Source organism: Streptomyces bacillaris, from assembly GCF_003268675.1.
In the GTDB taxonomy this organism is placed as follows: Bacteria; Actinomycetota; Actinomycetes; order Streptomycetales; family Streptomycetaceae; genus Streptomyces; species Streptomyces bacillaris.
The window spans coordinates 4,554,827-4,576,175 of the sequence record NZ_CP029378.1 but is presented as its reverse complement, the minus strand read 5'-3'; the positions used below and the strand labels follow the sequence as shown (position 1 = coordinate 4,576,175).

17 protein-coding genes and 2 pseudogenes are annotated in these 21,349 nt (G+C 71.7%); 10 read left to right on the top strand and 9 right to left on the bottom strand.

The window, feature by feature from the left end; all coding sequences use genetic code 11:
* Nucleotides 1-49: 49 nt before the first annotated feature.
* The 3 genes from fes to hemL form a co-directional block, all read right to left on the bottom strand.
* A complete protein-coding gene (gene fes, locus DJ476_RS19880) occupies nucleotides 50-1,639 on the bottom strand; it encodes an enterochelin esterase (RefSeq protein WP_112491173.1) in 1,590 nt (529 codons plus the stop codon).
* 262 nt (nucleotides 1,640-1,901) lie between these two features.
* A complete protein-coding gene (locus tag DJ476_RS19875; RefSeq protein ID WP_103421016.1) occupies nucleotides 1,902-2,615 on the bottom strand; it encodes a histidine phosphatase family protein in 714 nt (237 codons plus the stop codon).
* Nucleotides 2,612-3,883: a glutamate-1-semialdehyde 2,1-aminomutase gene (gene hemL / locus DJ476_RS19870; RefSeq protein WP_103421066.1), complete on the bottom strand. Its 1,272-nt coding sequence runs from the start codon at nucleotides 3,881-3,883 to the stop codon at nucleotides 2,612-2,614. The genes DJ476_RS19875 and hemL overlap by 4 nt, the downstream gene beginning before the upstream one ends.
* A gap of 478 nt (nucleotides 3,884-4,361) precedes the next feature.
* Here hemL and DJ476_RS19865 point away from each other — a divergent pair.
* The 3 genes and pseudogenes from DJ476_RS19865 (at nucleotide 4,362) to DJ476_RS19855 (ending at nucleotide 5,885) form a co-directional block, all read left to right on the top strand.
* Nucleotides 4,362-4,798, top strand: a pseudogene (locus DJ476_RS19865) (hypothetical protein).
* 12 nt (nucleotides 4,799-4,810) lie between these two features.
* Nucleotides 4,811-5,096, top strand: a pseudogene (locus tag DJ476_RS19860) (helix-turn-helix domain-containing protein); the annotation flags it as partial.
* A 54-nt stretch (nucleotides 5,097-5,150) separates the two neighbouring features.
* The gene (locus DJ476_RS19855) at nucleotides 5,151-5,885 is read left to right on the top strand and encodes a Mut7-C RNAse domain-containing protein (protein ID WP_112491172.1); all 735 of its coding nucleotides are present in this window, start codon (nucleotides 5,151-5,153) and stop codon (nucleotides 5,883-5,885) included.
* A gap of 62 nt (nucleotides 5,886-5,947) precedes the next feature.
* Here DJ476_RS19855 and DJ476_RS19850 read toward each other — a convergent pair whose 3' ends face one another.
* Entirely contained in the window at nucleotides 5,948-6,655 is a 708-nt protein-coding gene (locus DJ476_RS19850; protein WP_112491171.1) for an AAA family ATPase, read from the bottom strand.
* An 18-nt stretch (nucleotides 6,656-6,673) separates the two neighbouring features.
* Nucleotides 6,674-7,318 carry a hypothetical protein gene (locus DJ476_RS19845; RefSeq protein ID WP_318294745.1) on the bottom strand — a complete coding sequence of 215 codons (645 nt, stop codon included), beginning with the start codon at nucleotides 7,316-7,318 and terminating at the stop codon, nucleotides 6,674-6,676.
* 201 nt (nucleotides 7,319-7,519) lie between these two features.
* Between DJ476_RS19845 and DJ476_RS19840 the strand changes: the two genes are divergently transcribed.
* Complete coding sequence (locus DJ476_RS19840; protein WP_093749591.1) at nucleotides 7,520-8,278, top strand: SDR family NAD(P)-dependent oxidoreductase; 759 nt, start codon at nucleotides 7,520-7,522, stop codon at nucleotides 8,276-8,278.
* Between the two features lie 177 nt (nucleotides 8,279-8,455).
* Nucleotides 8,456-9,385 (top strand): hypothetical protein, encoded by a 930-nt coding sequence (locus DJ476_RS19835; protein ID WP_112491169.1) that lies wholly within the window; start codon nucleotides 8,456-8,458, stop codon nucleotides 9,383-9,385.
* A gap of 142 nt (nucleotides 9,386-9,527) precedes the next feature.
* On the opposite strand, the gene DJ476_RS19830 is transcribed toward DJ476_RS19835, so the two are convergent.
* A complete protein-coding gene (locus DJ476_RS19830; RefSeq protein WP_103421006.1) occupies nucleotides 9,528-10,721 on the bottom strand; it encodes an RtcB family protein in 1,194 nt (397 codons plus the stop codon).
* A gap of 184 nt (nucleotides 10,722-10,905) precedes the next feature.
* Here DJ476_RS19830 and DJ476_RS19825 point away from each other — a divergent pair, with 184 nt between their 5' ends.
* From DJ476_RS19825 to galU, 4 genes are all read left to right on the top strand, one after another.
* On the top strand, nucleotides 10,906-11,790 hold the full coding sequence (locus DJ476_RS19825; RefSeq protein ID WP_112491168.1) for a DUF3558 domain-containing protein: 885 nt from the start codon (nucleotides 10,906-10,908) through the stop codon (nucleotides 11,788-11,790).
* Between the two features lie 163 nt (nucleotides 11,791-11,953).
* Nucleotides 11,954-12,754 (top strand): DUF3558 domain-containing protein, encoded by an 801-nt coding sequence (locus DJ476_RS19820; RefSeq protein ID WP_103421002.1) that lies wholly within the window; start codon nucleotides 11,954-11,956, stop codon nucleotides 12,752-12,754.
* A 182-nt stretch (nucleotides 12,755-12,936) separates the two neighbouring features.
* Nucleotides 12,937-14,430: a DUF2637 domain-containing protein gene (locus tag DJ476_RS19815; protein WP_103421000.1), complete on the top strand. Its 1,494-nt coding sequence runs from the start codon at nucleotides 12,937-12,939 to the stop codon at nucleotides 14,428-14,430.
* 376 nt (nucleotides 14,431-14,806) lie between these two features.
* Entirely contained in the window at nucleotides 14,807-15,712 is a 906-nt protein-coding gene (gene galU, locus DJ476_RS19810; protein WP_103420998.1) for a UTP--glucose-1-phosphate uridylyltransferase GalU, read from the top strand.
* 81 nt (nucleotides 15,713-15,793) lie between these two features.
* On the opposite strand, the gene lysS is transcribed toward galU, so the two are convergent.
* Nucleotides 15,794-17,554: a lysine--tRNA ligase gene (gene lysS, locus DJ476_RS19805; protein WP_053560720.1), complete on the bottom strand. Its 1,761-nt coding sequence runs from the start codon at nucleotides 17,552-17,554 to the stop codon at nucleotides 15,794-15,796.
* 137 nt (nucleotides 17,555-17,691) lie between these two features.
* On the opposite strand from lysS, the gene argS reads away from it, so the two are divergent.
* Nucleotides 17,692-19,464, top strand: a complete 1,773-nt coding sequence (gene argS / locus DJ476_RS19800) for an arginine--tRNA ligase (RefSeq protein ID WP_112491167.1) — start codon at nucleotides 17,692-17,694, stop codon at nucleotides 19,462-19,464.
* 73 nt (nucleotides 19,465-19,537) lie between these two features.
* On the opposite strand, the gene DJ476_RS19795 is transcribed toward argS, so the two are convergent.
* Both DJ476_RS19795 and DJ476_RS19790 read right to left on the bottom strand, forming a co-directional pair.
* Complete coding sequence (locus tag DJ476_RS19795; protein ID WP_019767145.1) at nucleotides 19,538-19,978, bottom strand: hypothetical protein; 441 nt, start codon at nucleotides 19,976-19,978, stop codon at nucleotides 19,538-19,540.
* A gap of 78 nt (nucleotides 19,979-20,056) precedes the next feature.
* Nucleotides 20,057-21,319, bottom strand: a complete 1,263-nt coding sequence (locus tag DJ476_RS19790; RefSeq protein WP_208853516.1) for a phospholipase D-like domain-containing protein — start codon at nucleotides 21,317-21,319, stop codon at nucleotides 20,057-20,059.
* Between the last annotated feature and the right edge of the window lie 30 nt (nucleotides 21,320-21,349).

Here is a 21,349-nt window from a genome sequence, read left to right as displayed (position 1 = left end):
CCGCGTACCGGGCCCGCGAGTGGCCCGGCAGCTCGGCAGCCCGGAACCCTCAGGGGCACCCGGCCGAGCTGCGGGTCAGACCGGTTCCACCCTGGGACCCTGCCGCGTCCACGTCAAGGGCGGGACCGGTGCCGATGTCCGGACCGGCGCCCGGGTCGGCGCTCGCGTCGGCCCCCGTACCCACCAGCTTCACCAGGGCGTCGGCCAGGAACCCCCGCCAGCAGGCGTAGTCGTGGCCGCCGTTGTGGACGTTGCGGGTGACCCGGTGGCCCCGGGCCCGGAGCACCGCGCGGAGGGCCTCGGTGTGTTCGGCCAGGGCCCCCTCGTGCAGGCCGACGTCGAAGTGGACGACGGCCCCGCGCACCCCGTCCCGCCCGGACGGGAGCCCGTCGCGCAGTCCGGCGGCGAGCGTGGCCAGCCAGGGGGTGCCGACCGCGTCCGGGGCGACGGTCCCCGGCTCCAGCCCCGGCCGCCACCAGAGCGAGGGCGACTGCGCGACGACCGCGCCGAACCGCTCGGGCCGGGTGAGGCCCGCGTACAGCGCCGTCATCCCGCCGAGCCCCTGCCCGGCCACCACCGTCCGCTCCGCCCGCCCGGTCAGCGGCCACCGGGCGCTCGCCCAGGGCACCACCTCGTCGGCCAGGAAGGAGACGTAACTCTCCCGCCCGCCCAGCTCCAGCCGACGCGTGGCGGTGCCGACCGCGTCCGGGGCGAGGACCGCCAGCGGCGGAAGGACCCCGTCCGCGATCAGCGCGTCCACCGTGTCCCGGAGGCCGAGCCGCCCGAACCACATGTCGCCGTCGCAGAGCACCAGCAGGGGCAGCCGGTGGCCGTCCCGCTCCCCGGGCTCGCGCACCGGCCGGTACGGGACGGCGTCCGGCGGCAGGTAGACCCAGACGTCCCGCTCGGCCCCCAGAGCGCCGGCCGCGAGGGTGTGCCGCTCGACCGTGCCGCGCGGGATGTCGCCGCGCGGGACACCGGAATGCGGGCTGCCGGTCCAGGGCTGGGGCGGGGCGGCGGGCAGGGCGAAGACAGAGTCCTCCGCATCGCGCCAGCGGGCCGGTATCCGGTCCCGGTTGAGCGGGTCGGCGCCCGCGTGGGCCCGCAGCGCCAGCAGCCGCCGCTGGAGCAGGACCGGATCGGCGGGGACGGCCCCGGCGGAGATGTCGGCCACCATCCGGTAGGAGCCTCGGTGGTCGGCGCGGAGCCGGTGGCCGAGGTACCAGACGTCCGTGCCCGGCAGGTGGTGCAGCAGCGAGTCCGCGAGGCGGTCGCGGTCGGTGATGCCCCGGGCCAGCAGCAGGACCCGGCGGGTGGCGCGGTGGCCGCGCCAGAGGAAGGTGACGGCCCGGTGGCCGGGCGCGTCGTCCAGCTCCTCCACGAGAGGGGTGCCGGTACGGGCGGCCTCGGCCCAGAAGGCCTCGGTGAGGGCGTCCCGGGCGGCGGCGTCCCGGGCGCCCTGGAGCTGCCGGGCGAGCCGGGCTACGCGGGGGCCGGTGACGGGGCGGGGGGTGGCGTCCAGGTGCGTCAGATCCGGGAGGTCCGTGGGGTTCGTGAGATCCGTGGGGGTTGGGGGGTTCGTGAGGCCCGTCAGGTCATCCGTGTCCGTACGGCCTTCGAGGGGCGGACAGTCACTCATCGGCGTGCCGCCTCACCGGCCCGGAGCGCGGTGCCGGTCTCTGGTCGGGGGCGTTGGTCGGGGCAGTACGCGTCATTGCTCCACCGCTCTCGTCACAGTGAACTTAGCTTAGCCTAACCTAATCTAACGCACCGCCATGTGATGTCGGCTACGGAAACGGGACTGGGAACGGGCTGGGAACGGGCTGGGAACGGGAACGGGGCCGACCGCGATGGCGGTCGGCCCCGTATGTTCACGGCACACGCGTACGGCGACGGGCGGCTTACGCGCCGAAGGCCTTCGACTTCCCCTTCACCGGCTTGGCCCCGGCCAGCAGATGCGCGGGCACCAGGTCCCGGGCGGGCTCCGAGTAGCCGACGGAGACGATCGTGTCGCCCCGGTAGGTGAAGCTGGTCAGCGAGGCCAGCGTGCACTGGCGCTTGCGCGGATCGTGCCAGAGCCGGCGGCGCTCCACGAAGGAGCGGACGATCCAGATCGGCAGCTGGTGGCTGACGCAGACCGCCTCATGGCCGCGCGCCGCGTCCTTGGCCGCGTCCAGCGCGCCCATCATGCGGACGACCTGCTCGATGTACGGCTCGCCCCAGGACGGCCGGAACGGGTTGGTGAGGTGCTTCCAGTTGTCCGGCTTGCGCAGCGCCCCGTCACCGACGCCGAAGGTCTTGCCCTCGAAGACGTTGGCGGCCTCGATGAGCCGGGGGTCGGTGGCCAGGTCCAGGCCGTGCGCCTTGGCGACGGGCGCGGCCGTCTCCTGGGCGCGCTCCAGCGGGGAGGCGACGACATGGGTGATGTCGCGCTTCTCCAGGTGGTCCGCGACCCGGTCGGCCATCTGCCGGCCCAGCTCGGAGAGGTGGTAGCCGGGGCGGCGCCCGTACAGCACACCGTCCGGGTTGTGCACCTCGCCGTGGCGCATCAGGTGCACCACGGTCAGCTGCTCGTCGCGGCTCACGTTCCCGCCGCTTCCGTTCCCGTTGCTCATGCGGTGGCCTCCGATGCGGCGCGGGCGGCGGCGGGCAGGGCGGCGGCGACGCGCTCGATCGCCCGCTCGTCATGGGCGGTGGAGACGAACCAGGACTCGAAGGCGGAGGGCGGCAGATAGACGCCCTGCTCCAGCATCGCGTGGAAGAAGGCGGTGAAGCGGAAGGCCTCCTGCTGCTTGGCGTCCTCGTAGTTCCGCACCGGCTGATCGGTGAAGAAGACGGAGAACATGTTGCTCGCCGAGGAGACGGTGTGCGCGACGCCCTCCTTGGTGAGCGCGTCGCCCACCAGAGTGCGCAGCTCGGCGGAGACCGCGTCGATCTTCGCGTACGCGGCGTCGTCCAGCAGCCGCAGCTGGGCGAGGCCGGCGGCGGTGGCGACCGGGTTCCCGGAGAGGGTGCCCGCCTGGTAGACCGGGCCGGCCGGGGCGAGGTGCGCCATCACATCGGCGCGGCCCCCGAAGGCCGCGGCGGGGAAGCCGCCGCCCATGACCTTGCCGAAGGTCATCAGGTCCGGGCGGACGCCGTCGACGCCGTACCAGCCGGCCTTCGACGTACGGAAGCCCGTCATGACCTCGTCGGAGATGTACAGGGCCCCGTCGGCCGCGCACAGCTCCTTGAGCCCGGCGTTGAAGCCGTCGGCAGGCGGGACGACGCCCATGTTGCCGGGCGAGGCCTCGGTGATCACACAGGCGATCTCGCCGGGGTGCGCGGCGAAGGCGGCGCGCACGGCGTCCAGGTCGTTGTACGGCAGCACGACGGTGTCCCCGGCCGTGGCGCCGGTGACGCCCGGGGTGTCGGGCAGCCCGAAGGTGGCGAGGCCGGAGCCGGCGGCGGCGAGCAGGGCGTCCACGTGGCCGTGGTAGCAGCCGGCGAACTTCACGACCTTGGCCCGGCCGGTGAAGCCGCGGGCCAGCCGGATCGCGGACATCGTCGCCTCGGTGCCGGAGGAGACCAGCCGCACCTGCTCGACGGGCTCGATCCGCGCCACGATCTCCTCGGCCAGCGCGACCTCGCCCTCACCCGGCGTACCGAAGGAGGTGCCACGGGCGACCGCCTCCTGGACGGCGGCGATGACCTCCGGGTGAGAGTGGCCGAGAATCATCGGCCCCCATGAGCAGACGAGGTCGACGTACTCCCGCCCGTCGGCATCGGTGAGGTACGGACCGGTGCCGGACACCATGAACCGGGGCGTACCGCCCACAGCCCGGAAGGCACGCACGGGTGAGTTCACGCCGCCGGGCGTCACGACGGACGCCCGGTCGAACAGCGACTGCGAAACTGGGGCTTCGTATGAATACGCCACTTTGGTCCTGATCTGCGGTTCGGGTATCGGGAGGCCGGGCCGGAGAATCCAAGGTAATCCCGGCCACCGGTGAGCAAGGAGCGCGCTCCCCTCGTATCACGGAAGAGCGTCGGCCCCCTCACGTCTGCGAAACTGGGGCGACACAGGGAAAGCTCACACATGCCATGGTGTCAGAGGCACGGACGGTCTTGCGGACAGGTGTTTCACCGCACGCCCGCGGGGGAGGTCACTGACACGATGATCGGGTTGCGCGGCGGGGGCTGTGCCTCCTAAGAAGTAGTCGGGTGGATGAGATATGCATCGCGGTGGCGGAGTGGGCGAAGGGACCGACGACCTGGGGCCCGAGCCTGCCCGGCGAGGGCGGCACCGGCGCAGGGCCGAGCGGGCCCAGAGCAGGGGCGCGGAGAGCACACCGCCCCCCGGGACCAGGAGCGGGGGCGGGATGGGGGTGACCTACAAGTACTTCGGTGCCCCGGACGGGGCCACCGCCGCACGCGTGCCCATCTCGATGCGCCCGGAGGAGCTGGGCGGCGACGAGCTGGGCATGGGCGGCATGTTCACCAAGATCAAGCCGGAGACGGTGGCCGCCATGGTCCTCACCGGCATCCAGGGCATACCCCTGCACAAGGTCCCCCGCTGGAGCTGGTCGTCCTCCACCCCGACTACGCGGTGGTCAAGCTCCCCATGACCGTGGTCGACCCGCTGCGCGGCGTCGGCGAGGAGTCGGTCGGCGCGGCGGCCTTCATCTGGTCCACGGTCCCCGACCGCGGCGGCCCGCGCGACGCGTTCAACGTCTACCAGCTGCTCCACGAGTGGCAGGACTTCTCCCACCGCCTGCACGACGCGGGGCACCAGGCGTACTGCCTGGTCTGGCCCTGACGAAGGGCGCCGAACCGGGTGCGTACGGACCGCTCGGTGCGCCGGACGGCAGCTCGCCCGGGACGCGGGCCTCTCCCCCCGTACGCTGCAACGGCTCTTCGCCGCGTACGTCGGGGTGGGCCCCAAGTGGGTCATCCTCCGCTACCGCACCCATGAGGCGCTGGAGCGCGCGGAGTCGGACCCGGCGGTGGAGTGGGCGCGGCTGGCGGCCGACCTCGGCTACAGCGACCAGGCACATCTGGTGCGGGACTTCACCGCGACGGTGGGCGTCCCCCCGACGGCGTTCGCCCCGCCCTGACAGGCGTGCCCAATTCCCTGGCAGCCCGCCCCTCCCCGGTGGCATCCTGGCCGGGTGAACGGACCCGAGATCACCCTCGAAGTAGCCCCTGAGCTGCGGCTCTTCGTCCCCCATGAGCGCCGCGCGGGCCGCACGCCGCTCACCACCGACGGCGCCTCCACCCTCGGCCATGTCATCGAGTCCCTCGGCATCCCGCTCACCGAGGCCGGCACGCTGCTGGTGGACGGCGCCCCGGCGGACCGCTCGCACATCCCGGAAGCGGGCGAGCACATCGACGTCGCCGCGGTCGAGCGCCCCCAGCGAGTCCCCGGCGCCCCGCTGCGCTTCCTCCTGGACGTCCATCTCGGCACGCTGGCACGCCGGTTGCGGCTGCTGGGCGTGGACGCGGCGTACGAGAGCGAGGACATCGGGGACCCCGCGCTCGCCGCCCTCTCCGCGCGGGAGCGGCGCGTCCTGCTCTCCCGGGACCGCGGGCTGCTGCGCCGCCGGGAGATCTGGGCGGGGGCGTACGTCTACAGCGACCGCCCCCAGGAGCAGCTGCGCGACGTCCTGGGCCGCTTCGCCCCGGCCCTCGCCCCGTGGACCCGCTGCACGGCCTGCAACGGCACACTGGCCCGGGCCGACAAGGACACCGTGAGCGATCGGCTGGAGCACGGCACGCAGCAGGCGTACGACGTGTTCGCCCAGTGCACGGAGTGCGCCCGGGTGTACTGGCGGGGCGCGCACCACGGCCATCTGGAGACGATCGTCGCTGAGGCGGTACGGGAGTTCGGCGGCGCGGCGGCGTAGCCGTGACCGCCAGTCGCCGTGACCGTCAGCCGACGATGCGTCGAGGTCCGCCCGGGCGACTCTCACCCCAGGATGTGGCGGAGGTACGCCTGCGGGTCGGCCAGATAGCGGCGCCAATGGTCGACGAGTTCCAGGTCCGCCCACCGCACCCGCTCCATCCCGCCCTCCCCCACCTGCACGATGTCCGCGCCCGGCAGCGCGGTGAGCAGCGGCGAGTGGGTGGCGCACACCACCTGGCCGCCCGCCTTCACCAACTGGTCCATGTGCCCGAGGAGTTCGAGGCAGGAGGCGAAGGAGAGCGCGGCCTCCGGCTCATCCATGACGTACAGCCCCGGCACCACGAACTTCTCCCGGAAGGCCGCGAGGAACCCCTCCCCGTGGCTGCGGGTGTCCGGCTCCAGGCTCTCCCGCTCCAGCGCGTCGAGGGCGGTCTCCGCGCGCAGGAAGAACCCCTTGCGCGCGGACCGGCTGTAGGCCATGCGCCGTCCCCGGGGCGCGGCGTCGAAGCGGACGCGTTCACCGAGGAGGGACTTGCCCCGCGAGGTCGCGTACTTCCAGTCGGCCGAGCCGCCGTAGCTGTCCAGCCCGAACCCCTCCGCCAGCGCCTCGACCAGCGTGGACTTGCCCGACCCGTTCTCCCCCACGAGGAAGGTCACCGGGGCCTCGAACCGCAGCCCCTCGTCGAGGAACTGCCGTACGCACGGCACCGACCAGGGCCACTCCCCCGGATCGGGGGAATCCACATGGGCATACGCGCGTTCGACGATCATCGCCCCATGATCACCGGTTCAGAAGGCGTACGCATCTCCCGTGGCGGGCGCGAGCACCTCGTGCGCGTCGTTCGTGCGGTCGGCGTCCCGCGCCCCGCCGTTCCAGACGGTGTCGAGCCGTACGACGACCTCGTCGTGGCTGCCCGCCATCCGCAGGTCGAGCGCGGTCTGCCTCGCCCCGCCACGGGACCGCAGCCCGCCGGTCTCGCAGAGCACGGTGGCCCGGCCGCTCCGGAGGCAGCCGTGCGGCAGCTCCTGCCGTACGGCGAGCGGCTCGGAGAAGCGCAGCCGTACGGTCGAGGCGGCGACGTCGGAGGGGCCCAGGTTCTCGCTCCGGATGCGGATCGCGACGTGGTCGCCCCAGACGGAGACGTACCCGTGGTGGGCGAGATCCGCCGAGGGCGCGGGAGCGGCGGGGACGGCCGGGGCAGCGGGGACGTCCGGGGCGGCCTCCACGGCTCCGGCAGCCGGGACGGCGTCCACGACCGGCACGGCTTCGGCGGCCGGGGCGGCCGAGGCCGCACGGCCGACCGGGGCCTCGCGGCGGGTCTCGGGTGAGGCGGCGGCCTCCGGCACGGCGGCCGCCACCAGTACGGTCATCGTCGCCGCCATCGCCGCGGCGGCGGACAACGGCATCAGCAGTCCTCTACGCGTCAGTCCCATGGTCGGAAGATACCGATAAGGGCGATTAACCCTATTAAAGGACGAGTCCGACGCGCTCTCCCCCACCCGCACAGCCCACGACGGAAGCTCTCCGCCCCCGTCCGGTCCCCGTCCGTCCGGTCCGTGGAGGCGGGGCAGACCGGGCGGGCAACGGCTGCCTATCCTTTTCCCGTTACCGATCAACTGCCCAAGGAGATCGCCATGACCGCCACCCCCATCGCCGTCGTCACCGGCGCGAGCAGCGGCATCGGCGCCGCGACCGCCCGCACCCTGGCCGCGGCCGGCTTCCGGGTCGTGCTCACCGCGCGCCGCAAGGACCGCATCGAGGCGCTCGCCGCCGAGATCGTCGAGGCCGGCCACGAGGCGACGGCCTACGCCCTGGACGTGACCGACCGCGCGGCCGTCGACGAGTTCGCCACCGCGTTCCGCTCGCTGGCCCTCCTCGTCAACAACGCGGGCGGCGCACTGGGCGCGGACCCGGTGGCGACCGGCGACCCGGACGACTGGCGCCAGATGTACGAGACGAACGTCATCGGCACCCTCAACGTCACCCAGGCCCTGCTCCCCGCCCTGACCGCGAGCGGCGACGGCACCATCGTGATCCTCTCCTCCACCGCCGCGCTCTCCTCCTACGAGGGCGGCGGCGGCTACGTGGCCGCCAAGCACGGCGAACACGTCCTGGCCGAGACCCTGCGCCTGGAGATCGTCGGCACCCCGGTCCGCGTGATCGAGGTGGCCCCCGGCATGGTCAAGACCGAGGAGTTCGCCACCACCCGCTTCCGCGGCGACACCGAGAAGGCCGCCAAGGTCTACGCGGGCGTGGACGCCCCCCTCACCGCCGAGGACGTGGCCGACACGATCGGCTGGGCCGTCACCCGCCCCAGCCACGTCAACATCGACCTCCTGGTGGTCCGCCCCCGCGCCCAGGCCTCCAACTCGAAGGTGCACCGCGTGCTCTGAGGCGCTCCGCCTCTGCCACGTAACCTCGTCGGCCACTCGTACGGGTGATCAGCGTCGATCACCCGCCCGGTCACCGAAACCGCTGCCTAGGGTCGTTCACAACGAACGCAGAGCAGCCCCCGGCCAGGATTCCCGTCCCGGCCGAGGGCCTCACCACCAAGGAAGTAGGGCTTCCCCGTGGCTGGACACGACCCTAACGCGCGCGCGGTCTTCGACATCGGCGCTCTCGCACCCGCCCCGCCCCCACCACCGGCGTCAGCAGACTCACCGACGCCCCGCCCTGTCCCGGCCTTCATGGATCTCGAAGACCCGTGTTACGCCTACATGTTCGGCTTCCTCCAGGCCGACGGGCATCTCGCGGCAGGCACCGGGCACAAAGGCCGTCTCTCCGTCGAGATCAACGTGCGGGACATCGCCGTCCTCCGCGAGTTCCAGCAGCTGACTCCGTACAACAGCAGCATCACCGAGCGCGTACGGTCCACGAATTTCGCGGAGCGGCACCACTCAGCCGTCTGGACTCTCTGCGATCGGGAAGCCAGGACAAAGGTCCACGATCTGGGTCTCCCCTACGGCCGGAAGTCGAAGAGGATCACCCCGCCCCGGGTGGAGTTCTCCCGCCGCGACTATCTGCGCGGGATCATCGACGCGGACGGATCCATCGGCTACACGGGACAGGGACTGCCGTTCGTCTCGCTGACCACCGCGAGCGCCGCCGTCGGCGCCTACCTCTGCCGGTACGCCAAGGCCGTCACGGGAACCGCACGCCGGATCGGGCGCAACACCCGCGACGGGGTCTACAACGTCGTCTACACGAAGGAGGCGGCGGTCCAGCTGGCCGGGCACCTCTACTACCCGGACTGCCTCTCCCTCGCCCGCAAGAGCACGGCGGCCGCTTCCCTGCCCTCCTGGGAACGCCCCGCGACCATGCGCGTCCGTCCGCCGGGCCGCCGCTGGAAACCGTGGGAGGACCGCACCCTGCTGGGCTCGGAGGACACCGCCGCGGCAGCTGCCGAGCTGGGCCGCAGTGAGGCTTCCTGTTCGGTACGTCTCTGGCGGCTCAGGACCGGACAGGTGCGGTGCCCCGAGGACCTTCCGCCTGGCCCGTAGACGCCCCGGAGGGCGGTGAGGGGCCCGCCCCGTAGACGCCTGGAAGGACGGTGAGGGGCCCGCCCCGTAGACGCCTGGAAGGACGGTGAGGGACCCGCCGCCACCCACGACGACGGGCCCCTCACCGCAGCGCCTCAGCAGCTCACCCCTTGATGCAGATGACCTGCTTGAGCTTCGCGACCACCTCGACCAGGTCGCGCTGCTGCTCCATGACCTGCTCGATCGGCTTGTACGCGGCCGGGATCTCGTCCAGGACGCCGGAGTCCTTGCGGCACTCCACGCCCCGCGTCTGCTCCTCCAGGTCCCGCACGGTGAAGCGGCGCTTGGCCGCGTTCCGGCTCATCCGGCGACCGGCTCCGTGGGAGGCCGAGTTGAACGCCTTCTCGTTGCCGAGACCCTTGACGATGTACGAACTGGTGCCCATCGAGCCGGGGATGATGCCGTACTCACCGGAGCCCGCGCGGATCGCTCCCTTACGGGTGACCAGCAGGTCGGCGCCGTCGTACCGCTCCTCCGCCACGTAGTTGTGGTGGCAGGAGATCTCCTGCTCGAAGACCGGCTTCGCCTTCTTGAACTCCTTGCGGACCACGTCCTTGAAGAGCGCCATCATGATCGCGCGGTTGTACTTGGCATACTCCTGCGCCCAGTACAGATCGTTCCGGTAGTCGGCCATCTGCGGAGTGTCCGAGATGAACACCGCCAGGTCCCGGTCGATGATGCCTTGGTTGTGCGGCAGCTTCTGCGCGATCCCGATGTGGTGCTCGGCCAGTTCCTTGCCGATGTTCCGGGAGCCGGAGTGGAGCATCAGCCACACGCTCCCGGCACTGTCGAGACAGAACTCGATCATGTGGTTGCCCGAGCCGAGCGTTCCCATCTGCTTCGTGGCACGCTCCTGACGGAACTTGACCGCTTCCGCGATCCCGTCGAACCGCCCCCAGAAGTCGTCCCATCCGGCCGTCGGGAACCCGTGCAGCCGCCCCGGGTCCACGGTCTCGTCGTGCATCCCGCGGCCCACCGGAATGGCCTGCTCGATCTTGGAGCGCAGCCGTGACAGGTCGCCGGGGAGGTCGTTCGCCGTCAGGGACGTCCTGACCGCGGACATCCCGCAGCCGATGTCGACCCCGACCGCGGCCGGGCAGACCGCGCCCTGCATCGCGATCACCGAACCGACCGTGGCCCCCTTGCCGAAGTGGACGTCCGGCATGACGGCGAGACCCTTGATCCAGGGCAGCGTGGAGACGTTCCTCAGCTGCTGCATCGCCACGTCCTCGACGGACGCCGGGTCGGTCCACATCCGGATGGGGACCTTCGCCCCCGGTACCTCTACGTACGACATAGCTCCTCGATTCCCCCGCGATTCCCCCGAAAAGACTGAAAGCGCAAAACCGGTGCCAAGGTCGGCAAACAAGTCGGCCGACCGGCATTCACAGCGGCGCGTGCGATACACATTGTGTCCATCGGCCGCCTCTCGGCGGCAACACGTTTTTCCGTACCGAAGGGAGCCTGGGACGGTGCGACACATGGCCTACGTACCCGGCGTCGCACTCCTCGCGGCGCTCGCGGTCGGCTGCAGCGCCGGCTCCGGCGGCGGCGCGAGCGACGCCGACAGCAAGCCGGGCAACCCCGCCGTGACCACCGCGCCCCCGGGCAAGTACCGCACGCTGCCCGCGCCCTGCCGGGCCGTGCCGGACTCCACGCTCAAGGACCTGCTGCCGGGCATCGCCCAGCTGTCCCGGCAGCAGCAGGAGAAGGCGCTCCGCGGGGCGGCGACCATCACGTACGACACCGATCGCAAGGTCGGCTGCCGCTGGAAGTCCACCGCGCCGGACTCCTCCCGCAACCTGACGATCGACTTCGAGCGCGTCGTGTCGTACGACCCCGCCGTCAGCGACGAGGACCGCGCCCGCGCCCTGTACGTGAAGAAGGAGAACGCGGCCGAGCTGCCGGGGACGGGCGGCGGGTCCCCGGAGAAGGGCAAGGGCGCGACGGCGAGTGCGGAAGGAGAGGAGAAGGAGAAGAGGACATCGAAGCCCGGTGACGACCAGGGCTCGGCGGACCCCTCTGCGTCCTCCTCCGCTTCTTCCTCCGCCGCACCCTCCCCGTCCGCCTCCGCCTCGGCCACCGCCTCCGGTGACCCGAGCCCGTCCGGCAGCGGCGACGAGGACCTCCGGCCGCGGGTGCTCGGCGGGCTCGGAGATGCCGCATTCCTGGACGATCTCCTCACCCGGGCAGGTTCCACCGCACAGCACCGCACGGTGAGCGTGGTATTCCGCACATCGAATGTGCTCGTGACCGTCCGGTACGGCGAGCAGCCGACCCTCGTCACCAAGGTGCCCGACAGCAGGGAACTGCAGGAAAAGGCCCGGTCACTGGCCCGGAAGCTGGCCGAGGTGATCAGCGGGTAGAGCCGCTCCCGGGGCCGGGGGCCATCGGCGACCGGGGCGCCGGGAAACCGTCGTCCGTCGTAACGTGGCTCCCCTGAAGACGTACCGACAGAGACGTACCGACGCAGACATACCGACCGAGCCTCCACGACCGAGACCTCCGTGCCATCCGAGTGAAGGAACCATGCACCGTTCAGCTCCGCGCCTGTCCCGCATCCTCGCCTGCGCCGCCGTCCCGGTGATGCTCGTCGCCGTCGGCTGCTCGTCGGACTCCGGCTCCGGCTCCGACGCCAAGAAGAGTGCGGACTCCTCGTCGTCCGGCGCCGCCACCACCGAGCCGACGAAGCCCGCGGTCGAGCCGGCGAAGTTCGGCGACCTGCCCGACGCCTGCTCCTCGATCGGGAAGGGCACGATCGAGGACCTGGTGCCCGACGCCAAGAAGAAGGGCGGCACGGCGGGCCGCTCCAGCGACCTCTCGGTGCGCGGCAGCTGCTCGTGGAACGGTCTGAAGGACAACGGCGTCAAGGGCTCGCAGTACCGCTGGCTCTCCGTCGCCTTCACCCGCTTCGACTCCGACCAGTCGCTGGGCAGCGGCGCCGACCGCGCCGCCGAGGACTACACGAAGCAGGTCGCCAAGGAGAAGGCGAGCGAGGGCGCGCAGAAGGTCGCCACCGCCGACGCCGCCGGCATCGGCGACGAGGCGACGGCGATCACGTACGGCCTCGACAAGTCGGACGAGAAGTTCGAGAACAGCACGGTCGTCGCCCGTACGGGCAATGTCGTCGTCACCCTGACGTACAACGGCGCGGGCTTCGCGGGGGCGAAGACCCCGTCCGCCGCCGACATCCTCGAGGACGCCCGGAAGGCGGCGAAGGAAGCGGTCGCCGCGGTCGGCAAGACCGCCGAGGCCGCGAAGACCGACGGCGCGTCAGACGGCAAGTCCGACGAGAAGAAGGACGACGCCGAGGCCACGCCCAAGTCGTGACCTGAGCGGGCCCGGGAAGCCGAACTCCCAGGCCGTGCGGCGTTTTTCCGGAGCCCGGCCCTCCGCCGAGGGCCGGCCTTCTCCCTCCCCGCGCAACGGAACTCGCACACATGTGCCAGGCTGTGCCAGCGCCGGACATGGATGCCGGTCCGGGAGAGAAGAAGTCGGGGAGGGGAGCGCCGGTGGCCGCCATACCGCTGACACGCACGCACCGGATACTCATCGGGATCGTCGTCGCCGGTGCGGTGATCATCGCCGCGATCGGGTTCGCGGGCTCCTACGCGGCCGTGCGCGAGCTGGCCGAGGCCAAGGGGTTCGGCCAGTTCTCCCTGGTCTTCCCGATCGGCATCGACGCGGGCATCTGCGTCCTCCTCGCCCTGGACCTCCTGCTCACCTGGATGCGGATCCCGTTCCCGCTGCTGCGCCAGACCGCGTGGCTGCTGACCGCCGCGACCATCGCGTTCAACGGGGCCGCCTCCTGGCCCGATCCGCTCGGCACCGCGATGCACGCGGTGATCCCGGTCCTGTTCGTCGTCTCCGTGGAGGCGGCCCGCCACGCGGTGGGCCGGATCGCGGACATCACGGCGGACAAGCACATGGAGGGCGTGCGCCTCACCCGCTGGCTGCTCTCCCCCGTACCGACGTTCAAGCTGTGGCGGCGCATGAAGCTGTGGGAGCTGCGCAGCTACGAGCAGGTCATCAAGCTCGAACAGGAGCGGCTGATCTACCAGGCGCGCCTCCAGGCCCGGTTCGGCCGCAACTGGCGCCGCAAGGCCCCGGTCGAGTCGATGATGCCGCTGCGGCTGGCGAAGTACGGCGTCCCCCTCGCCGAGACCGCCCCGGCCGGGCTCGCCGCCGCCGGCATCGAACCGGCCCTGCTGCCGCCCGCCCCGAAGGCCGAACTGCCGGAGCGGCCGGAGCTGTCGTACGACCCCCAGCAGGAGCAGGAGCAGCAGGGGCAGATCCAGGCCCAGCCGCAGGCCCAGGCACAGCAGCACCAGCAGCACCAGCAGCACCAGCAGCACCAGCAGCCCATGTCACTCCAGAAGCAGGCGCCCCAGCAACAGCACCACCACCCCGTCGAGCAGGCCGCCCAGGCCCCCGCCGCCTCTCAGCCCCAGACCGCCCCGCAGACCCCGGTCGCCCCGGAATCCCCGCAGGTCCCGGAAACCCCCCAGGTCCCGCCCACCCACGACAGCCCCTGGTTCGCCGCGCAGAAGCTTCCGGAGGGGCCGCACTCCAGCGCGTACGACCCCGAGTACACCGAGGGCCTGGAGCCCGCGCCCGCCGCCGTCCCCCTGGGCCCCGGCCGCACCCGCCCGCTCGGTGACGTCGGCACGATCGGCGCGGTCCCGCACCCCCGCCAGGAGGAGCGCCCCCAGATCCACGCGCAGGCCCCCGAGGCGGCCCGCGTCCCGGAACCCGGTCCCGAGGAGGCCCCGCAGCTGGAGGAGTGGCCCCAGGAGGACGCGGAGTACGCCGACCTGGCCTTCGAGGTGTTCTCCGCGTACACGGACCAGGAGGGTCAGTACCCGAGCGTGGAGATCCTGGACATCCACCTCGCGGACACCCGCAACGTACGGCACCCCCGCTCGACCGAGCTTCTCCAGCGTCTGATGCCGGAGTTCAGGAAGGCGTACGTCCCGGCGCAGGCGACGGCCGACCAGAGCGCCTGACGTACGTACGGCCGGCCAGGGCGCCTGTCGTGCGGCCGGGCAGAGCACCCGACGTACAGCTGCGCGCCCTCTGAAAGCCACCCCGGGTCGGCATGGCGTACATCACGTTCACGAGGTGTGCGCAACCATCTCGCAGGCCCGCGGGTCGGTTGCTGATGACGGCTTTGCCGCGGCCGGCCGGAGGGGCGACCCGCGAAGGAGGGCCAGGCTTCTCCTGTATCGTCCGTCTTCGCATCAGCTCATCATCATTTATATGTTCATATGAGGTATGAGGTCACAGCGGTGATCCTGCCGCCGGACGCACCAGGGATGCCGCCCAGCGCGGCGGCGCCCGTGGCGCACGCCCATCTCCACCACACCTCGGGGAATCCACACCATGCACACCAGCATCACCAAGGCCGTCATCCCTGCCGCGGGCCTGGGCACCCGGTTCCTGCCGGCCACGAAAGCGACCCCGAAGGAGATGCTGCCGGTCGTCGACAAGCCGGCGATCCAGTACGTGGTCGAGGAGGCCGCTTCCGCCGGTCTCGAGGACGTCCTCCTGATCACCGGCCGCAACAAGCGCGCCCTGGAGGACCACTTCGACCGCAACTACGAGCTGGAGTCGGCCCTCCAGAAGAAGGGCGACGCCGACCGGCTCGCGCGGGTGCAGGAGTCCAGCTCGCTGGCGACCACGCACTACGTCCGCCAGGGCGACCCCAAGGGCCTCGGTCACGCCGTGCTCTGTGCCGCCCCGCACGTGGGCGACCAGCCCTTCGCCGTGCTGCTGGGCGACGACCTCATAGACCCGCGCGACCCCCTGCTGGCCCGCATGATCGAGATCCAGGAGCGGCACGGCGGCAGCGTCGTCGCGCTCATGGAGGTCGAGCCCTCCCAGATCCACCTCTACGGCTGCGCCGCCGTGGAGACCACCGAGGACGGCGACGTCGTCAAGGTCACCGACCTGGTGGAGAAGCCGGCCCCGGCCGACGCGCCGTCCAACTACGCGATCATCGGCCGGTACGTCCTGGACCCGGCCGTCTTCGACGTGCTGCGGCAGACCGAGCCGGGGCGCGGCGGCGAGATCCAGCTCACCGACGCCCTCCAGACGCTCGCGGCGGACGAGAAGATCGGCGGCCCGGTGCACGGCGTCGTCTTCAAGGGCCGCCGCTACGACACCGGCGACCGGGGCGACTACCTGCGCGCCATCGTCCGCCTCGCCTGCGAACGCGAGGACCTGGGACCGGAGTTCCGCTCCTGGCTGCGTACCTTCGTCGACGAGGACGAGGCCGCGGCGGGCTGACACCACAAGCACCGCACGGCGAAGGGCCGCCGCCCGGGATTCCCTCCCGGGCGGCGGCCCTTCGCCGTGCGGTGTGCGCGCCTACGCGCCCAGCAGCTTGCGCACCCGGTCCGCCCCCACCGCGAGCAGCAGCGTGGGCAGCCGCGGCCCCGTGTCGCGGCTGACGAGCAGGCGGTAGAGCAGCACGAAGAACGACCGCTGGGCGGCCTTCAGCTCGGGCGTCGGCTTGGCGTCCGGCTCCAGCCCCGCCAGCACCTTCGGCACGCCGTAGACGAGCGTGGTGAGCCCGTCCAGGGACCAGTGCGTGTCCAGCCCCTCCAGGAGGAGGCGCAGCGAGTCGCGGCCCTGGTCGTCGAGCGAGCCCAGCAGCTCCTTGTCGGGCTCGTCGCGGACGATGGTGCGGGCCTCGGCCGGGACCTGGGTGGTGATCCAGTTCTCGGCCCGGTCGAGACGCGGGCGCGCCTCGTCCAGCGAGGTCAGCGGGTTCTCCGGGTCCAGCTCGGTCAGGATGCGCAGCGTCTGGTCCTCGGCGCCGGCCGTGATGTCCGCGACCGAGGCGAGCGTCCGGTACGGGAGGGGGCGCGGGGTGCCCGGAAGCTCCCCGGCCGCCGTGCGGACGGCCCGCGAGTACGCGGCGGCGTCGGCGGGGAGCACCGTGCCGTCCTCGACCTTGCGGACCAGCGAGTCCCACTCGTCGTACAGCCGCTGGATCTCCTGGTCGAAGGCGATCTTGAACGACTGGTTGGGCTTGCGGCGCGCGTAGAGCCAGCGCAGCAGCGGCGCCTCCATGATCTTCAGCGCGTCGGCCGGGGTGGGGACCCCGCCCTTGCTGGAGGACATCTTGGCCATGCCGGAGATGCCGACGAAGGCGTACATGGGCCCGATGGGCTGCACGCCGTCGAAGACCTCGCGGACGATCTGGCCGCCGACGACGAAGGAGGAGCCGGGCGAGGAGTGGTCGACGCCGCTGGGCTCGAAGATCACGCCCTCGTACGCCCAGCGCATCGGCCAGTCGACCTTCCAGACCAGCTTGCCGCGGTTGAACTCGCTGAGCCGGACCGTCTCGGCGAAGCCGCAGGCCGAGCAGGTGTAGTTCAGCTCGGTGGTGTCGTCGTCGTAGGAGGTGACGACGGTGAGGTCCTTCTCGCAGTTGCCGCAGTAGGGCTTGTACGGGAAGTAGCCGGCGCTGTTGCCGCTGCCGTCGTCCTCGGCGGCGGCGCCGGAGCCCTCGGCGGCCTCCAGCTCGGCCTCGTCGACCTTCTTCTGCTGCGGCTTCTTGCCGCCCTTGGCCTGGGCCGCCGGGTCCTTCTTGGTCCGGTAGCGGTCGAGGACGGCGTCGATGTCGGCGCGGTGCTTCATGGCGTGCAGGATCTGCTCGCGGTAGGCGCCGGCCGTGTACTGCTCGGTCTGGCTGATCCCGTCGTACTCGACGCCCAGCTCGTCCAGGGCGGCGGTCATGGCGGCCTTGAAGTGCTCGGCCCAGTTCGGATACGCGGATCCGGCCGGGGCGGGCACCGAGGTCAGCGGCTTGCCGATGTGCTCGGCCCAGGACTCGTCCACGCCCGGGACCCCGTTCGGGACCTTGCGGTAGCGGTCGTAGTCGTCCCAGGAGATCAGGTGGCGCACGGTGTACCCGCGGCGCCGGATCTCGTCCGCGACCAGGTGCGGGGTCATGACCTCGCGGAGGTTGCCCAGGTGGATCGGGCCGGACGGTGACAGGCCGGAGGCGACGACGACCGGTTTGCCAGGCGCACGACGCTCCGATTCGGCGATGACATCGTCCGCGAAGCGGGAGACCCAGTCGGTCTCGGTGCTGGTCTGACTCTCGGCCACGGTCGGCACGTCCTTCTCTCGTCTGTCGGTTCCCGGTGGGTTACCGACCATTCTCCCAGCTACCCCCCGTAGCGCGAAAACGGCTTTACGCCCCGTGGGATACTGGACCGATTCCCCTGTACCCCTACGGAAACGGCAGCCAGACCATGGCCTCGGTCCCTTCCCTCGCTTCCACGCTCCAGCAGCAGCTGGCGGACGCCCTGACGGCAGCCCTGCCGGATGCCGGCACCGCGGACCCGCTGCTGCGCCGAAGCGACCGGGCCGACTTCCAGGCCAACGGCATCCTGGCGCTCGCCAAGAAGCTCAAGGGCAACCCCCGGGAGCTGGCCGGCCAGGTCACCGCAGCCCTCCCGGCGGGTGAGCTGATCAAGGACATCGAGGTCTCCGGCCCCGGCTTCCTCAACATCACCCTCGCGGACCGGGCGATCGTCGAGACGCTGGCCGCCCGCGCCGCCGACCCCGAGGGCCGCCTCGGCGTCCCGGTCGACCCGGCCGCCGGCACCACCGTCATCGACTACGCCCAGCCCAACGTGGCCAAGGAGATGCACGTCGGCCACCTGCGGTCGGCGGTCATCGGTGACGCGATGGTCCGGATCCTGGAGTTCACCGGCGAGGACGTCGTCCGGCGCCACCACATCGGGGACTGGGGCACCCAGTTCGGCATGCTCATCCAGTATCTGATCGAGCACCCGGGCGCCCTGGACCACGAGGGCGGCGCGAGCGACGGCGAGGCCGCCATGTCGACGCTGAACCGGGTCTACAAGGCCTCGCGCGCCCTGTTCGACTCCGACGAGGAGTTCAAGGCGCGCTCCCGGGACCGGGTGGTGGCCCTCCAGGCCGGGGACCCGCAGACGCTGGAGCTGTGGCAGGGCTTCGTCGACGAGTCGAAGATCTACTTCCACTCCGTCTTCGACAAGCTCGACATGGAGGTCCGCGACCCCGACATCGTCGGTGAGTCCGGCTACAACGACATGCTGGAGGAGACCTGCCGGATCCTGGAGGAGACGGGGGTCGCCGTCCGCTCCGAGGGTGCGCTCTGCGTCTTCTTCGACGATGTGAAGGGCCCGGACGGCAACCAGGTCCCGCTGATCGTGAAGAAGACGAACGGCGGTTACGGCTACGCGGCCACCGACCTCTCCGCCATCCGCGACCGGGTGCAGAACCTGAAGGCCGACACCCTGCTGTACGTGGTCGACGCCCGGCAGTCGCTGCACTTCAAGATGGTCTTCGAGACGGCCCGCCGGGCGGGCTGGCTGAACGAGGACGTCAAGGCCGTGCAGCTCGCCTTCGGCACGGTCCTCGGCAAGGACGGCAAGCCGTTCAAGACCCGTGAGGGCGAGAGCGTGCGGCTGGAGGACCTCCTCGACGAGGCGGTCTCCCGGGCCACGGCGGTCGTGCGGGAGAAGGCCGAAAAGGTGGGCCTGTCCGAGGACGAGATCGTCGAGAACGGCCGGTACGTCGGCATCGGCGCCGTGAAGTACGCGGACCTGTCGACCTCCGCCGTGCGGGACTACAAGTTCGACCTGGACCAGATGGTGTCGCTCAACGGCGACACGTCGGTCTACCTCCAGTACGCCTACGCCCGTATCCAGTCGATCCTGCGCAAGGCGGGCGACGCGGTCCCGGCCGCCCACCCGGAGCTGGCGCTGGCCCCGGCGGAGCGCGCGCTCGGCCTGCACCTGGACCAGTTCGGCGAGGTGCTCTCGGAGGTCGCGTCCGGCTACGAGCCGCACAAGCTGGCCGCGTATCTGTACCAGCTCGCGTCCCACCTGACCACGTTCTACGACCAGTGCCAGGTGCTCAGCGCGGAGAACGCGCCCGAGGTCGTCGAGAACCGGCTCTTCCTGGTGGACCTCACCGCCCGGACCCTGCACCGGGGCATGGAGCTGCTCGGCATCCGGACCCCCGGCCGCCTCTGACGCCATCCGCTGTACGTACGTCGGCCCCGGCACCTGTTCCGCAGGCGCCGGGGCCGATGACGTACGCATCAGGTCACTGCGGGCGCCCCAGCGCCCACCCCGACACATCGGAGAGGCGTCCGCGCCACAGCGGCAGCGAGACGGGCGTCATGGCCCCGGAGACGAGGGTGACGTCCCTCAGGTGGATCCAGCGGGGCAGCCGGGCCGCCCCCGCCGCGTCCTCCTCCGCGCGCAGCTCCCGTACGCCCTGGTCGACGGTCTCCGGGAACTCGGCCAGCAGATTGGCGCCCTCGCCCTCGACCTGGCGCAGGGACCTGGCCCACTCGGCCTTCCACTGCTCGTGGCCGATCGCGTCACCGTGCAGCAGGCCGCCCGGGTGGGTGAGGGTCATGGGCAGCCCCGCGCGCGGGTCCTCGTCGAGGAGCTGGATGAGGAGCTGGAGCTGGAGGTCGGGCAGGGGCTCGGTGATCACCGCGGCGGACGGTGCCGGCGAGGTCTCGGCGGTGGCGCTCATGGGCCCTTCCCTTCACAAGACGGACGCTGCTCTCCCCGCCTGCCCGGTCAGCCCCCGGGCACACACGCGAATCCGGCCTCAGAGGAACCGGCGGATCGGCACGACGGCCGCCTCCCGGACCCGCTGGAGGACGTCGCGCCGCTTCCACCGGCCGCGCTCGATACGGACGCTCTTCTCCCGGTCCGCGTCGAAGTCGGCGTCGAGCGCGTCGGTGAAGTCGCAGTCCAGGACCGCGAGCATGACCTCCTCGTCCTGTTCGAGGGAGCGCCGGTTGAAGTTGGTGGAGCCGATGAGCGAGGCGACCCGGTCCACGGTGACCGTCTTCGTGTGCATCATCGTCGGCTGGTACTGGTGGATCTTCACCCCGCACGCGGTGAGTTCCTCGTAGTGCCGCTGCCCGGCGAGCTGGCAGACCCGCTTGTCGGTGTGCGGGCCCGGCAGCAGGATCTCGACCTCCACCCCGCGCCGGGCGGCGGCGCAGAGCAGGCCGGTGAAGTAGTCGTCGGGGGCGAAGTAGGCGGTGGTGAGGCGGATGCGCTCCTCGGCGGACTCCAGGACGACCCGCATCAGGGTCTGCATGTCCTGCCAGCCGAAGGAGGAGGAGCCGCGCACCACCTGGACGACCGCGTCGCCGTGCTGGTCGCCGGGGACGAACCGGTCGCGCTCGTCGAACAGTTCGCCCTGGCACTCGGCCCAGTTCTGCGCGAAGGCGGCGGCCAGCCCGTCGACCGCGGGCCCGCGGACCTGGACGTGGGTGTCGCGCCACTCGTGCTCGTTGCGCGCGTCGCCGCACCACTCCTCGGCGATCCCGACGCCGCCGGTGAACGCGGTGGTCTCGTCGGTGATGAGGACCTTGCGGTGGCAGCGGTGGTTCTGCTTGAGGGGCGAGAGGTAGAGCGGCTTGCGGAACCAGGCCACCGTCACCCCGGCTCCGTCCATCATGGCCAGCTGGTCCTTCTCGATCAGCCGGGAGCCGAAGCCGTCGAGCATCAGCCGCACCCGCACCCCGGCGCGGGCCCGCTCGGCGAGCGCCTCGGCGAACTCCCGCGCGATGTCGCCGCGCCAGTAGACGAAGGTCATCATGTCGACGGTGTGCTCGGCGGCGCGGATCGCCTTCAGCATCGCGCCGAAGATCTGGTCGCCGTTGCGGAGCGGGAGGAGCGCGTTGCCCTCGGTGGCCGCGATGCCGATCAGCCGCTCCAGCCTGCGTCTGAGCCGCTGGGAGCGCTCCGCGCAGACGTCGGGGTCGAGCGCCGTCCCCGACGTCCGCACGGGCGGCCGCCCGTCGCCGTCGCTGGGATCACGCTCGGCCTGTTCGGAGGCTTCGGCTATGCCGGACATCGGTCACCTGGGGGGTAGGGGGCGGGCCGC